Source organism: Enterococcus spodopteracolus (genome assembly GCF_030441955.1).
Lineage (GTDB): Bacteria > Bacillota > Bacilli > Lactobacillales > Enterococcaceae > Enterococcus_B > Enterococcus_B spodopteracolus.
Map to the genome: position 1 here is coordinate 17,481 of NZ_JARJHD010000013.1, position 16,230 is coordinate 33,710.

The window sequence follows — 16,230 nt, forward strand, 5'->3', positions numbered from 1 at the left end:
GGGTGAAACAAATGAGTGAAGCTGAAAAAAAACCACGAGAATTAGAGAAAAAGGCATTTAGTTTGAAAGTCTTGTATTTTAATCGCTATTTGATCATTCGCTACTTAACGGCAGGGTTCTTTTTTACTAATCTTTATTGGCTGGTTTCCTTACTACTTGCGAGTAGCAAGCTGTTTTGGGTACCATCTGGGCTATTATTCTTTCTTTTACCAGTCGTCGCAGAACAAGTAGCACTCTATCGTACACATAAAAATAATGCAACGGTTACTCGAAATTATTTCTGGTTGCAAGCGTTAACCAATGTATTTCTCCTATTAGCAGTATTTTCACCAGGATATTCTCAGTTATTTCCTTTTATGGCGAATGGTTCAAATGGCCAAGCATTGATTCTGTGTGTGATTGCTTGTGGGCTACTAATCTGTCTGTTTTGTCAGCGACGCTTGAATAAAATCCATACAGATACGGATCGTCACTATCAACGAATCAAAGAGTATGAACGTGTAGTACAATTTGGAAAGGGGAGTAAATAGATGTTTGATTTTCTACAGAAATATTTGATGGGACCCATGGGGAAAGTAGCACAATTTAAGATCGTACGTGCAGTAATGGCTGCAGGGATGGCGTCGATTCCCTTTACAATCGTAGGCTCGATGTTTTTAGTTTTGAACATTCTACCATTACCATTTCCGTTTTTGGAAGGATTTTTCAATGCGACATTCTTCAAAGTCAGTGACTTGTACATGATCGTCAACACGATGACGATGGGGATATTATCTGTTTATTTTGCTATTGTATTTGCTTATGAATTAACGTCGATTGAAAGAGATGAACAAGGACTGAACGTCAATCCTTTAACAGGTGCACTGTTATCTGTTTTTGCATTCTTCATGTGTATTCCTGAGTTGATCATTTCAGATGGAAAAATCAGCTTGATTTCTAGCATGACCGATGCAGAAACCGTCATTAGTGGTGTACGCATGGGGGCATTTGTGGAACGGCTAGGCACGTCAGGTATTTTTACGGCAATCATCATGTCTTACATTGCGGTTGAATTGTATTGTATGTGTGTAAAACGTAACTGGGTCATCAAGATGCCAGATGTTGTACCACCTGGGGTTTCACGTTCCTTTACAGCATTAATCCCAACGTTTGTGATTGCCTTTGTGGTAATGCTTGTCAACGGCGTATTAGTTGCTTTAGGAACAGACATTTTCAAAATGATTGCCATCCCTTTTGGTTTTGTAACAGAATTGACGAATACGTGGATAGGGATCATGATTATTTATTTCTTGATCCATGCATTATGGATCGTTGGGATTCATGGAGCGAACATTATTACTTCATTCTTGACACCAATCGTCTTAGCGAACATGGCTGCAAATGCTCAAGGGGCAAATTATCCATTAGCAGGCGAATTTAATAACTCTTATGTGACAGTTGGTGGGTCAGGAGCGACACTAGGACTGATTATCTTTATTGCATTTATGGCAAAATCTGATCAGCTAAAAGTATTAGGAAAAGCTTCATTAGTACCAGGAATCTTTAATATCAATGAACCAATCATTTTCGGGATGCCGATCGTTTATAATCCTTACCTGGCAGTACCGTTTTTCTTAGCACCGATGGCATCCGCATCATTAGCATACTTTGCCATCAAACTAGAAATTGTTCGACCAATGTTAGCCCAAATGCCTTGGCCTTCACCGGTAGGGATCGGTGCTTTTGTTGGTAGTGGAGGAGACTGGAAAGCCGCTGTTTTGGCCATCTTATGTGCGATTGTCGGCTTTATCATCTGGTTACCATTTATCAAATTTTATGACAATAAATTATTGACCGAGGAGAAAGAAAAAGCCGCAGAATTAGCAAAAGAAGGGGTAGGGGCTTAATTTATCGTAAGCAAACTCAGTTGCCATTCGTTAGAAAAGGCAACTGAGTTTTTTGTTATGAAAAACGAGAGTATATATATTTTGAATAACGGAAAAAAATAGGGGTCCTTTGGAAAAAGAACTTGTATACTTAAGAATAGATAGCCACTTGTAGGAAATAATTAATAAGCCTTAAGTTGCTTGTTGAATTAGGAGTGAATGACAAATGACAGAAAAAAGAGTATTGCTGTATGGACTACAAAAGAAGCGAAGTGAATTTTTCGATGCAATTGTGAAAGGAGAGTTCAAATGGCTTATTGATGAAAAACCGCATAGTAGTAATTTCCGTATGTATAAAATCGATAGTTATAATGAGATGTTAAAATGGTTGATTATAGATTATCGCAAAAATTTGACTTCATTAGAAGCCTGGAAGCTCTTTTCTAAGACATGGCTGAACTACTTATCACCGGAAAACAAGAGATTGTTTTTATGGGAAGAATACTATCAAAGTATGGAACAGAATACTAAAAATCATTTGCTTACCATTTTTAAGGAAGCAATGAAATTTAAACTGAAAGTAGATGCGGGGGCAATAGGCTATAAAAATAAGGAGAATAAACTAGTTTATGTGAGTGGGATTATCAAAAGAGGATGTAAAAATGGTATCGATATGGCAAAAGATCATCCTCATGTGTACATTTATTTTGTCTTAGACGGCATTGATATGAAGGCTGTACTAAATAAAAGAAAAGCAAAAAAATATGATGGGAAATACACGAATAGGGAACTACGCTATATTTTTCGAAAGTGGGGAAAGCTAAAAGATAAAGTCATATTTATTGAGGATAACCAAGAAGTCGCAGCTCCTTGGATCAAAGGAAGCCATGTCAAGCTATGGCAAGCATACGACGAGCAAAGAAAACTTCGACTATTTGATAAGATAGTGAATGAAGAGAAACTCAAAACAGAAAGATTTTCGAGTGAAAAACAGACAAAAGAAAAGCTGAAATCATTTCGTTCTCTTTGTTCCTTACACAGCCAGCAAGCGAGAATAAGTAATCAAGGTGCAAAAAAAGTAAGTAGAGAACAAAGTCTATCTATTTAAGCAGAATGAAAGTAGGTAAAGGATTTTTTGATATCTAGTAAATCAATTAATCTTGAAAAAATCGTTAGTTTACCAAAACATTGATTTACATTTTTTATATGTTATGTGGAATGTCTAAAATAGAGTATAGTTCCGCTGTCATTTCTTATAATAATTGAACTATTTCCTATCAGATAATCTTCAGCGATTAAAAAAGTCGATTCTCGATTAATGAAGCTTAAAATTTTATTTCAAATAACAGAAAAAAGGACAAGAACGAAAATAATTATTCGCATACTAAAACAAGTAATCGACAAGATGAACGAAGAAATTGACGGAAAGTACAAGAATTGATTTGAGTATCATGATTGAAAATCGAGTGCCGAGTGATTCGTAAGAAATGATTCGATGATCAACTATTTAGCCCATGAGAAAAGTGTGCCGATATGTTACGTTTTTTGAAACGACAAAAAGGAAAATTTACCTAATGGTTTAGCTTGGATGATGAAAACTATCCAACCCATGACGCATACAGGAACTCTTATCATTATCATCCAACGATGGATAATAGATAGACAGCCGGCTGGAACCACTCACGAAATTCCACTTGATTGGTGTATGGAAATGGTGCCATGCTTGTTTTTTTAGATAAACTAAATGATTATTAGTTAAGTATCAGAGGCTGCCAATATGCCTTTAAAAACATCACTATACGCTCAAAGTAAAAGAAAATGTCGTATATCCAGACAGATATTGCGCTATTTTATGAGTACATAAAGCTATTTGATTAGCAGATGTAGCGTTGGATGAGAGTAATCGCCAGCATAGAAGAAACATAAGTATACTTATAAATAAAAAGACTATTTAGAGAACTTAATTTAGTCTTTGAAGGGCAACGAAATAACACAAAGTTAGTTAATGAGAAAAGTGGCAATAATTTGTAATAGGTCAAAATATCAACGGTTACAGAGTTGGGAGAAGTTATGAAGAAAAAGGATAAAGTACTTTGGATGAGAGCTGTTTTTTTCAAAAAAGTAACAAGGTTATATTGAATGTAAAGAAAAAACCGCATAAGAAAATATATTATATTTTTATCTATAAAAAAAGCCTCCCCACTACATACAGGTAACACTCGTGAGGGGAGGCTTTTTGGTTGGAGTTAGCTAAATCAGAAAGTTTTTTCCTTTGTAGAATCAATTATTGTTCAATCAAACGTTTTGCTATGTCATAGTCACCTTCATAAGGTTCATCTACGCCACCGACTTTTTGATAGGCATCCACGCCTTTACCAGCAATCACAACAGAGTCTTCTGGCTGGCTTTCTGCTAATGCTAGTTGGATCGCAGTCGGACGGTCCATTTCATAATGAACAGCAAGTGCTGTATTTGTGATCGCTGCATGGATTTCTTCTGCAATTTTTTGTGGATCTTCAAAAGCAGGATCATCTGCGGTCAAGAAAACGACATCGGCTGTTTCTGACAAGACTTCTCCAAAGTCTTGTCTGCGGGAAATCGCTTTGTTTCCTGGACTTCCTAGAACGACGATCACACGGCCATTAGGATGCTCACTCTTAGCAAATGCTAATAATGTTTTTAAACTTAAATAGTTATGGGCATAGTCAACATATATATGGGAGCCGTTCTTATGGGTCAACTGATCCATGCGTCCGGGAACCCTAGCTTCTCTTAGTCCTTGTTGGGCATCTGAAATCGAAGCACCCGCTAATGTCGCTGCAATGATTGCGCTAGCTGCATTTTCTTGATTAAAGCCACCAGCTAATTTGATCGTATATTCTGCTTCAACAGGTAATTCAGGGCCATTTGTGATCAATTCGAACGCTTGCGTTTGATTTTCTAAACTTTTCACTTGAACGTCTGTAGTATCTGCTCGTCCGTAAGTGATGGCAGGAATACCGTGGACTTGTCCTGTTTCCACTAATAAATCAAAGTAATCACTTTCACGATTTAAAATCACTTTTTTTGAATTTAAGATCAGTTGACGTTTGCAATAAAAGTAATCATCAAACGTAGGGTGTTCGATCGGACTGATATGATCTGGTGAGATATTTAAGAAAATCCCAACGTCTAAAGTAAGTCCATAAACACGTTGCGTTTTGTAGGCTTGAGAAGAAACTTCCATGACAAGATGTGTCATACCGTTTGCTACTGCTTCAGCCATCATGCGATACAAGTCGAGTGATTCCGGTGTTGTCAGATGAGATTTGAAAAAAGACTTGCCGTCTAATGTGGTATTCATAGTTGAAAAAAGGGCAGTTTTATAGTTAGTCGTATGGTCTAAAATGGCTTTGGTAAAGTATGCAGCGGTGGTTTTACCTTTAGTTCCAGTAAATCCGATGACTAGCATCTTGTTTTGTGGATAATCATAAAAAGCCATGGAAAGAATCGCCATTGCTTTGCGAATATCGGTCACGATTATGCCACATGCTTCATTCTCATAAGGTTCTTCAGCGACGTAGTAATTGAGTCCTTGAGTAATTGCGGCAATTAAATACTCTTCTTTAAAATTTAATCCTTTACAAAAAAATAATGTCTCAGCATCGACCTGACGTGAGTCATAACTTAATTTCTTGAATACTCTATTTTCTGGAGCATACAGATGCCACCCCTGTGGTGATACAAATTCTTTTAACAGATTTTCTTTTAACAATAAGTTGCGGATATCTTCTAAGGAGAAGCTCATTGAATCATCCCTCACTTTGTATTTATTTGGTTTATTATAGCATATTTTTTGTTACTTATTTTCATGAACAGGCGATTTAAGTAAAAATGAAAATTAGTTGAAAAGATCAAAAAAATAGGCCGGCCGAAAAATAGGAAAGTACCTAAAAATAGATGGAGATAATTCATTACAGAAATCCCAATATATTAAAAATAATAAAATAAATAGAAAGCAACTGAGAAATTAAGCGATGGGCGATCTTTTTCACATTTTAATTTCGTTCGGTGAATGAAGATGTTAAAACAGAAAATACTCCCTTGGTAAAAAAAATAAGCCAGTTTCCAAAGAATGAGGATAGAGAACAAGAGCATTCTGTAATCAAAATAAAACAGTTATTATGTAAAGACTTTAACTGATATAAAATAAAAAAAGTCGATAAAAAGATTGCTACTTTGTGGATTTACACTTAAAATATGAGTAATGTTTTGAAGAAAGTTGGAATCTGATCAATGACTAATCAACGAAAACCAGCAGTAGAAAGTTTGACAGTCCAAGAGAAAATGGCTAGAGGTTCTGCTTGGATGACTGCAAGTAATATGATCTCTCGATTACTTGGTGCAGTCTATATTATTCCTTGGTATGCTTGGATGGGCGAAAATGCAAAGGCTGCCAACGGTTTATTCAATATGGGGTACAATATTTATGCGTTATTCTTAATGATTTCAACTGCGGGGATTCCAGCTGCTATTGCGAAACAAACTGCACGTTATAATTCATTGAATGAATACGGGACCTCTCATCGGTTGTTTCTACGAGCAATGCAAATGATGGCTGTTTTAGGAGTGTTTTTTGCAGGATTTATGTACTTTGCTTCACCTTGGTTAGCTCGTGCCTCTGGTGGTGGGGAAGAATTGATTCCAATCATGCGCTCGTTAAGCGCGGCATTACTAGTGTTTCCTTGTATGAGTGTTATTCGAGGCTACTTCCAAGGAAATCAGGAAATGATGCCTTATGCACTTTCGCAAATCGTTGAGCAGATTGCACGCGTTTTTTATCTGTTGCTTTCTACATTCATCATCATGAAAGTCCTCTCTGGTGACTACGTGACTGCGGTCACCCAATCGACTTTTGCAGCATTTATTGGGATGATCGTCAGCTTGGCTGTCTTATTATATTTTTTGAAGAAACATCAAGCATATACAGCAGCTCGTGTGCAGTACAGTGAAAACCAAGTAACCATTGCCACAAAGGAATTATTGTTGGAAACGATCAAAGAAGCAATTCCTTTTATCATTGTAGGATCAGGGATCACGATTTTTAAATTAGTCGATCAATTTACATTTATTAAAATCATGTCGGATACCACTGAGTATTCCAATGCCCAATTATTGGATCTTTTTTCCATTTTCAGTGCGAATCCTGACAAATTGACAATGGTCGTCATTGCTTTAGCGACGTCGATTGCTGCGACAGGCTTACCTTTGATCACAGAAGCGGTAACGATCAAGGATCGTCGTGGACTAGCAAAATTAACAAGCAGTAATTTACAGTTGTTTTCCTTCATTCATTATGTTTCCAGCAACGTGTGGTGTGATGCTCTTGGCCTACCCTTTGAATACTTTATTTTATACACCAGATCAACTAGGAAGCCAAGTATTGATCCAAGCAAGTTTTGTCGGTCTTTTTCTAGGACTTTATATGCTTGTATCGAATATGCTTCAAGGGATGTTTGAAAATAAAGCGGCAATCCAATACTTACTGGTTGGGTTTCTCGTAAAATTAGTCTTGCAGTATCCAGCAATCCGAATTTTTGAAGTGTATGGACCATTGCTCGCAACGATGATTGGATTTATCGTTTCTTGTTCGTTGATACTAAAGAAAATCCATCAAGTGGCTCGCTTCAATCGGAAATTTGTATGGCGCCGCACCTTATTGATTTTTATTCTTACTCTGTTGATGCTCCTTGCAGCCGGGCTGACGAAAATGATTTTCGGGATGTTCTTGAGCCAAGACAGTAAGTTCCAATCACTAATATTAATTGTTTTAGTCGCCGGAGTGGGTGGTTTGGTTTATATGTATCTGGCACTGAAGCTTCGTCTTGCAGATAAGTTATTAGGTCGTCAAGGGATGATTCGCTTACGCCGACGTTTGCGCATCAAATAAGACAGGCATTGCTTGAAAAGGGGACAATCACATGCGTTTAGATAAATTTTTAGCTGACATCGGTCTTGGCAGCCGCAAAGAAGTCAAAGGGCTGATCAAAAAAGGCTTGATCACAGTCAATGGAAACTGTATTAAAAGTGATAAATATCAAGTGAAAGAAACCGAAGACACGGTGATGTATCTAAATGAATCCTTACATTATCAAAAAGATTTTTATTATATCTTGAATAAACCAGCTGGCGTAGTTTCAGCAACTCAAGATAATCACGATCAAACCGTCATTGATTTACTTTCTGATAAAGATTTTCGGGAAGATCTATTTCCAGTTGGTCGGTTAGACAAAGATACAGAAGGATTGTTGATCCTGACCAATGATGGACAGTTTTCACATCAATTACTCTCGCCTAAAAAACACGTAGAAAAAGAATACTTGGCAGAGGTCAAAGGTGTGATGACGAAAGCAGATGTGTCAGCATTTGCAGCTGGACTACTCATTGATGGAGAGGAACAGACATTGCCTGCAAAACTGTTCATTGACTCAGTCGATGAAGAAACAAACACTTCTCGTATCCGCTTGATCTTACATGAAGGGAAATTCCATCAAGTGAAACGGATGGTAAAAGCCGTTGGAAAAGAAGTCACTTATTTGAAACGGATACGTATGGGGAATTTTCTTCTGCCAGAAGATTTAACTTTAGGAGAGTATCGCCAAATGACACCAGATGAATTGGCACAAGTAAGAAGTAAATAGCGCCTGAAACCACAGCTTATAGGATTGGGGTATACTACTCAATCCTGTAAGTTTTTTGTTTGTTTATTGAAATCATGATAGATGGCTACCTAAAACAGCTAGTTTTTGTTTTTCTATCTCACACCTCAGATCAAAATGATTCTTTTACAATCTTCTCTATAATTTGTTTCATTTTCCCTATGATTTGTTCATTTATTATATCTTTTGAAAGCGCTATAATGACAGTCGAATGAGGTGAAAGGAGTTTTTATATGAGAAAAAGGAAGGGGTTAAAAGGTTTTTTTGGGAATTTATGGCGCTATAAGGCGCTTGTTTTGATGGCGATCCCTGGGATGATCTGGATGATTTTTTTCTTTTACATCCCGGTATTAGCGAATGTCGTTGCGTTTAAAAATTTCCATATTTCTGCGGATGGCTTTCTTGCCAGTTTAAGAGAGAGCCCATGGGTTGGATTAGAGAATTTCAAATTTTTATTTTCTTCTGATCAAGCCTTTCTGATTACCAAAAATACGATTTTATATAATGTGACATTTATTTTACTGAATCTTTTGATATCTGTCGTGTTTGCAATCATTATGAGTGAATTGCGAAATAAACGATTGGTAAAAGTATACCAGACCATGTCATTGCTTCCCTACTTCCTTTCTTGGGTCATCATTAGTTACTTTGTCTATGCGTTTTTAAGTCCAGATAAAGGGATCTTTAATCAATGGCTGGCAGCAAGTGGAAGAGAAACAATCAATTGGTATAATGATCCTAAATATTGGCCATTTATTTTAGTCTTTATTGGAACGTGGAAAGGGATCGGCTATAACAGTATCATCTATTTTGCCTCAGTTATGGGGATCGATCCGACGTATTACGAGGCAGCAATGGTGGATGGCGCAAGCAAATGGCAACAAATCAAACATGTGACGATTCCACAATTGATCCCTCTGATGACGATCTTGACGATATTAGCAGTTGGAAATATTTTCCGAGCGGACTTTGGTTTGTTCTATAATATTCCAAGAAACTCCGGAGCGCTTTATGAAGTGACACAAGTGTTAGATACTTATATCTATAATGGGCTGACATCCACTGGCGATTTTGGTATGACGGCCGCAGCTGGGCTGTATCAATCGGTCGTCGGCTTTGTTTTATTAATGATCACCAATACGATTGCTCGTCGTTTTGACAGCGAATCGGCATTGTTCTAAGGAGGAGAAAAATGAATAAAAAGAAAGTTCAACGAGTAGAGATTCGCTCGTTTAGTCAAACCACCAACTTTTTCTCCAATATTTTGATTGCACTTTTTGCTTTTTCTTGTGTGTTACCATTTATTTTTGTGATCGCGATCTCTTTTACAGATGAATCCATTTTGTCCACGCAAGGGTATAGTTTCTGGCCTAAAACATTTAGTACATTTGGGTATACTTTTTTGTTTGATCAGATGCAAGACAAAATTTTCCAAGCTCTTTTCGTTACTGTTCTTGTGACAGTATTAGGAACGTTGATCAATAGTACAGCAACTTCTTTATATGCTTATGCTATTTCTCGATCCAACTTTCCATTTCGTCGTTTCTTTACAGTCTTTTGTTTGATCACGATGTTGTTCTCACCAGGGATGGTTGCGAACTACTTAGTGATGACGAATTTATTACAACTGAAAGATACGATTTGGGCATTGATTTTACCGATGGCGGTCAGTCCGTTCAATATTATCGTGATGCGAACATTCTTTAAACGTTCGGTGTCTGATTCGATCATTGAATCTGCTAGGATAGATGGGGCGAGTGAACTTCGGATTTTTTTACAAATCGTCTTACCTTTAGCGATTCCAGGAATTGCGACAATCAGTTTATTTGCAGCTTTAGGTTATTGGAATGACTGGTTCAATGCATTACTATATATCCAAAACGATAATCTCGTTCCATTGCAATATTTATTGATGAAGATTCAAAGCAATATCCAATATCTTACTCAAAATGCTGGAGCAGGTAGTCAGTTAGCTGGCGGTCTTGCTTCTGTTCCTGGAGAGTCTGCTCGTATGGCAATCGTTGTTATCTCAACATTACCGATTGCGATCAGCTATCCATTTTTCCAAAAACATTTTGTTAAAGGGTTAACGATTGGTGGCGTCAAAGAATAAAACACTCAAATAGGAGGAAAAAGATATGAAGTTATGGAAAAAATTAGCTTTTACAGGATTCTCAGCACTAACAGCAATCAGTTTAGCAGCTTGTGGGGGCGGTTCAGATGACAAGGACGATGCAGCAGCCAGTGATACGACGACACTACAAATGTACCAGATTGGTGACAAACCAGATAACCTTGATCAGCTGATGGAAGTCGCGAATAAACGAATTGAAGAAAAAATTGGTGTAAAAGTCAATATCAATTATATTGGTTGGGGTGACTATGAGAAGAAGATGAATGTCATCATCTCATCTGGTGAAAATTACGATATTGCTTTTGCAAACAACTACGTATCAAATGCACAAAAAGGTGCATTTGCAGATTTGACTGAATTAGCACCTAAATATGGAAAAGAAGCATATGATTCTTTGGATGAAGCATATATCAAAGGAAATCTGGTCAACGGAAAATTATATGCGTTTCCAGTAAATGCCAATGTCTTTGCACAACAAGTGTTGACCTTCAATAAGCCATTATTAGATAAATACAATTTATCGATTGATGGTATTGAAACGTATGCGGATGCGGAAAAAGTTTTACAAGAATTCCATAAAAAAGAACCGAATACAGCAGCTTTTGCCATTGGTCAAGGGTTTAAAGTACAAGGTGATTTTGATTATCCATTAGGAAATACCTTACCATTTGCGGTTGATTTGAGTGGCGATAAAACAAAAATCATCAATCAATATGACAACGAAAATTACATCGAACTGTTACGGACGATGCATAGTTGGTATGATCAAGGATTGATCCCTAGTGACGCAGCGACAAGTAACAAAGACTATCCACTAGAAGGTAATACATGGTTGATGCGTGGAGAAACACAAGGACCATACGATTACGGCGATACGATTTTAACAAATGCTGCAAATCAAGAATTAGTGTCTAAACCGATCACGGTTCCGTTGAAATCAACAGGGCAAGCACAAATGGCAAATTTTGTTGTCTCTAATACGTCAAAAAACAAAGAGAAATCAGTAGAGTTCTTAGCGTTATTGAATAGCGATCCTGAATTACTTAACGGCTTGGTTTGGGGAATTGAAGGAGAAGCATGGGAAAAAGTTGGCGATGACAAAGTGAAATTATTAGACGGATATCAGCCAAAAACTCACATGTCTGCTTGGAATACCGGTAATAATAAAATTCTTTACACACAAGATACGATTACCGATGAAATGATTGCTAAAAGAGATCAATCGATTGCAGAAGCTGAAACTTCTCCAATCTTAGGCTTCAGTTTTAATACAGACAGCGTAAAAACTGAATTGAGTAATATCTCAAATGTCATGAATCAATACCTTGATGGATTGAACACTGGAACTGTCGATCCAGATGAAACCTTACCAAAACTAATGGATGCCTTAGATAAAGCTGGATACGACAAAGTACTGACAGAAATGCAAAAACAATATGATACATTCCGACAAGAGAACAATTAATCAATACTGAAGTTATGATGGAAGTATCTAGCTCCGAGAAATAAGGCGGAATCCACGGAAATTGCTCTTGCATTTTTGTGGATTCCGCCTTATTTACGAAGAAGCTACTTCTGGACTATCGGTTATCTAGCTGATAACCGAAGTATTGCTCCTCGAAGACCATTTATTTGGTTTTAAAGGTTCCAATATGCTCAATGTTACAGTATGTTTTTGTATAATAGGATATGATGAAGAATAAAGGGGGGAAGTCCTGTGTTAGGTAGAGCATTGGAAACAGTATTCATACGCGTATGGGTCATCATGAAATTGACATTGTATTTTTGGGGCTTAGCTGTATGTGGCGGAGTCGTTTTAGGAATCGGACCAGCTTGGAAAGCTGTCAATGAACAGTTTTATCTCCATGGTTTCGAATATAAAGACATCACGATCAGCGAAAGTTGGCAGATGTTCAAACAATCCTTCTTAAGAGGAAATCAATTATTTGGTCTTTTTTCGGCTTGTCTTTTTTTGCTTAGTTATAACTTGTATTTATCTGTACAGATCCAAGGGATTCTTTTCTTAGTGGTTGATTTTATTATACTGTTCAGCATGTTGTACGTTTATGCGACGTATCAATATAGCATGATCCTGGATAGTGGCTATCAAATGACCTTAAGAAATCTATTGAAGTTGAGTTTGATTTCCAGTTTCGCAAGTTTTTCAACTTTCTTAAAAATCATCCTTGGTAGTGGTTTGATTCTTTGGGTGACGTGGAATTATAAAGGGTTGATTTTATTTGGATTGATTGGGTTACTTACAGTTTGGAACGGAACGATCACCAAACAATGGCGGGAAAATCTGGACTTGCAGTTGGAAACATATGAATAGGTTAGATTTCATCTTTTCAAAAGGAACGTTGTTGAACCGCTTATTGCGTAAATATGCCATCATGATGATTGCTCTGACGATGATTGCAACGATCATCATCAGTGTGCATACATTCATCCAAAGACAAATTCAAGCACAACAAGTAGTAAATGAGGCAGTTCAAAGTACGTTGCGAACGCTTAGTGATAAAACAACGTTAAGTAAAGTGATCAAAGATCAATTTGTGGGGAATTCAGATAAAATCGAGAATACCACCACTTATTTAACTAAACCAATCGATCAATATTTAATGTATGCGTATGACCGACAACGACAATCTGCTGATTTTCTTTCATTCCCTAACGTAGTTCGTGATATGTATGTCAATTATGAAGAGGTAAGCAGTGTGTACCTTGTGTTCAACCAATTACCAGAATATTTTGAGTCCACTAGAGAGAACAAAGGCGGGATAGTCAAGCAGGGAACGCCACAATTAAAACAGGCTTTTTATATCAAAATGACGATTACACAAGGTGGCGCAGAAATTGGCAGTATGTTTGTAGGTTTTGATAAAGATGAACTTGATGCAGCGCTAACAAATTTAAATACGTTTGACGGATTATCTCTTTACATGATTTCCGGAACGAGTAATCGGTTGTATACATTTCATGATCGAGCACTGGGTAAAGAACGAATCTTTGAGCAGGAAAAGTTGATCAATCAGACCCTACAAGCGGATTCTACATTACCAGTGGAAAAATTAGGAAAATCGAATTTTATCCAATCTCAAGAGGTGTCCGATGATTATCGTATTTTAGCCACATTAGATAAGCGTACGGTTCGCCAAGTAACAGAAAAAAGTTTAGCACCGTTAATTATTGGGGTCATTTTATTGGATGGGTTATTGCTTTTATTTTTATACAAGACGTTCAAACGTTACTCTCAACAAATCGATCGTGTCATGGAAGCCATGGATGAAGTGGCTAGAGGGAATTTAGATACTCGTGTGGATACTAGTATCACTGAATACGAGCTAAAAGACCTATCAGTCGGAATCAATGAGATGCTAGGCAGTATCAATCAATATGTGGAAGATATCTACAAATTAGAAATCAAACAACAAGATGCACACATGCGCGCATTACAAGCGCAAATCAATCCGCATTTTCTATACAATACATTAGAATATATTCGAATGTATGCCATCAGTGAAGGTAGTGAAGAACTAGCAGATGTTGTCTATGCTTTCTCGGCATTATTACGTAATAACACCAATCAGAAAAAGACGATTCATTTAAAAGAAGAATTGGATTTTTGTGAGAAGTATGTGTACCTCTATCAAATGCGTTATCCTAGCCGAATCGCCTATCATTTCACGATCGAATCATCATTGGAAGAGATTGAAGTACCGAAATTTATCATCCAACCATTAGTAGAAAACTATTTTAAACATGGCGTTGATTTCACTCGTTTTGATAACGCATTGAGTGTAAAAGTATTTAAAGAAAATGAACTTGTTCATCTTTTGATTAGTGATAATGGCAAAGGAATCACAGAAGAGCGATTAGCTGAAATCAGCGCACAGTTGGCGCAAAGCAAAGTAGAACTCAGTGGATCGATCGGCTTACAAAATGTCAATGAACGGTTGCGTGCTAGTTTTGGCCCGAGTTATCAGATGATCCTAGCTAGAAATGCAACTGGTGGATTAACGATCCATATTACTTTTAAAATAAAAAGGGGAGCTGCTGATGACTTATAATGTACTACTAGTTGATGATGAATATATGATCTTAGCTGGCTTACAAAAAATCATCAATTGGCAAAATTTAGGATTTAACGTTGTTGCTACTGCAGAAAATGCTATGCAGGGACTATCGATTTTAGAGACGCAGCCAATTGATCTAGTTGTCACAGATGTAACGATGCCTGAGATGAATGGATTAGAATTTATTGAAGCTGCTCAAAAAGAACATCTTTTTGAATTTATGATCTTATCGGGCTATCAAGAATTTGATTATCTAAAAAGCGGGATGCAGTTAGGCGCCGTTAATTATTTGATGAAACCAGTCAATAAAGCAGAACTGATTACTAGTCTTGAAACCGTCAAGAAACGCTTGGATCATCGAAGACAACAAAAAAATCAACAAGAAGTGTACCAAGAAATTCTATTTAGCCAATGGTTGAATGATGAATTGGATGAACCTAGTGAAGAAGAACTTTTAGAAAAACTAGGCAAGCGTCAGCGACGTGTCTTACTTGCACAAGTACCTAGGCAGGCTGAAACGACAATCAGTCAGTGGCTGACAAAAAGAAAAGAACCTTTTTATTACCAACGGAATTATGGAGAACTTGTTTTATTTGTTTTGTTGCTTCAGAAGGAGGCAGTAGAACTGTTCAGCCATTTTGTTGAACAGTCGCTGATGTGTGAGAATTGGCTGATTAGTATTGGGGATGAATCTTGTGATCCGGAAACGATACCGCAAAGCTTCCAGCATGCTAAAGATAATTTACAACTACATCAATTCTATGGGGATCAAAATCAACGTATTTTTTATGCCGAACAAGCAGGAATCAAACAATCAATTGATTTTGTATCATTTAGTCGTGTGTTGAAAAGCGGTCAGCTAGCGCTTGCGCAACAAATGATCTCTGACTTTTTCGAGCAATTCCAACAGGCGGTCATGTCGCCTGAAGATATCCGTCATTTCAGTTTTTTATTATTTATGGATATCTATCGTGAGCTGATCCGTTTAGAAGATGATGAATACTTAACAGGCATCCAAAAAATTAATCAAGCAAAATCTGTCCAAGAGTTGCATCAACTCCTATTATCTTTATTGGAAAATCAGCATAATCAAAAATATAGTCAAAATGTCGAAAAAGTTCTTCAAATCTTACATGAGAAATACAAAGAACCTTTAACCTTGAAAGAAGTCGCAGAACATTTGCATCTGAACGTCATGTATCTAGGACAACTGTTTAAAAAAGAAACTAAAAAAAGCTTCTCTGCGTACTTGAATCACTTAAGAATGGAACAAGCAAAATGGTTGCTGATCCATAGTAATCAAAATATCAATGAGATCTCTAATGAAATCGGCTATAATAATACGACCTATTTTTCAAAATTATTCAAAAAAATCGTCGGACAGTCGCCTTCAGAATACCGAGAAAATCAAGGTCAAACAGAAGGAAGTTTCATCTGAATAAAAAACAGAGTTTTTG

General features: G+C 37.0%; 11 protein-coding genes and 1 pseudogene. 11 read left to right on the forward strand and 1 reads right to left on the reverse strand.

The genetic code is table 11. The annotated features are described in order from the left end of the window. Nucleotides 1-11: 11 nt before the first annotated feature. From P3R27_RS11905 to P3R27_RS11915, 3 genes are all read left to right on the forward strand, one after another. A complete protein-coding gene (locus P3R27_RS11905) occupies nt 12-530 on the forward strand; it encodes a hypothetical protein (protein WP_034689772.1) in 519 nt (172 codons plus the stop codon). After that, nucleotides 531-1,886 carry a PTS cellobiose transporter subunit IIC gene (gene celB, locus P3R27_RS11910; RefSeq protein WP_126134368.1) on the forward strand — a complete coding sequence of 452 codons (1,356 nt, stop codon included), beginning with the start codon at nt 531-533 and terminating at the stop codon, nt 1,884-1,886. It begins immediately after the preceding gene. Between the two features lie 205 nt (nt 1,887-2,091). Then, the gene (locus P3R27_RS11915; protein WP_034689768.1) at nt 2,092-2,973 is read left to right on the forward strand and encodes a hypothetical protein; all 882 of its coding nucleotides are present in this window, start codon (nt 2,092-2,094) and stop codon (nt 2,971-2,973) included. Nucleotides 2,974-4,149: 1,176 nt separating this feature from the next. Here P3R27_RS11915 and P3R27_RS11920 read toward each other — a convergent pair. Continuing rightward, complete coding sequence (locus P3R27_RS11920; protein WP_034689766.1) at nt 4,150-5,652, reverse strand: UDP-N-acetylmuramoyl-L-alanyl-D-glutamate--L-lysine ligase; 1,503 nt, start codon at nt 5,650-5,652, stop codon at nt 4,150-4,152. 488 nt (nt 5,653-6,140) lie between these two features. Between P3R27_RS11920 and P3R27_RS11925 the strand changes: the two are divergent. From P3R27_RS11925 to P3R27_RS11960, 8 genes and pseudogenes are all read left to right on the forward strand, one after another. Beyond that, a pseudogene (locus P3R27_RS11925) lies at nt 6,141-7,794 on the forward strand (putative polysaccharide biosynthesis protein). A gap of 31 nt (nt 7,795-7,825) precedes the next feature. Beyond that, a complete protein-coding gene (locus P3R27_RS11930) occupies nt 7,826-8,545 on the forward strand; it encodes a pseudouridine synthase (RefSeq protein WP_034689762.1) in 720 nt (239 codons plus the stop codon). Nucleotides 8,546-8,796: 251 nt separating this feature from the next. After that, nucleotides 8,797-9,744, forward strand: coding sequence for an ABC transporter permease (locus P3R27_RS11935; RefSeq protein WP_034689760.1), 948 nt, complete (start codon nt 8,797-8,799; stop codon nt 9,742-9,744). 11 nt (nt 9,745-9,755) lie between these two features. Continuing rightward, nucleotides 9,756-10,676, forward strand: a complete 921-nt coding sequence (locus P3R27_RS11940; protein WP_034689758.1) for a carbohydrate ABC transporter permease — start codon at nt 9,756-9,758, stop codon at nt 10,674-10,676. Between the two features lie 25 nt (nt 10,677-10,701). Continuing rightward, a complete protein-coding gene (locus P3R27_RS11945) occupies nt 10,702-12,162 on the forward strand; it encodes an ABC transporter substrate-binding protein (protein WP_034689757.1) in 1,461 nt (486 codons plus the stop codon). Between the two features lie 252 nt (nt 12,163-12,414). Continuing rightward, nucleotides 12,415-13,029: a YesL family protein gene (locus tag P3R27_RS11950; protein ID WP_034689755.1), complete on the forward strand. Its 615-nt coding sequence runs from the start codon at nt 12,415-12,417 to the stop codon at nt 13,027-13,029. After that, nucleotides 13,022-14,767, forward strand: coding sequence for a sensor histidine kinase (locus P3R27_RS11955; protein WP_301356825.1), 1,746 nt, complete (start codon nt 13,022-13,024; stop codon nt 14,765-14,767). The genes P3R27_RS11950 and P3R27_RS11955 overlap by 8 nt, the downstream gene beginning before the upstream one ends. After that, the gene (locus P3R27_RS11960; protein WP_034689752.1) at nt 14,757-16,211 is read left to right on the forward strand and encodes a response regulator transcription factor; all 1,455 of its coding nucleotides are present in this window, start codon (nt 14,757-14,759) and stop codon (nt 16,209-16,211) included. The genes P3R27_RS11955 and P3R27_RS11960 overlap by 11 nt, the downstream gene beginning before the upstream one ends. The last annotated feature ends 19 nt before the right edge of the window (nt 16,212-16,230 follow it).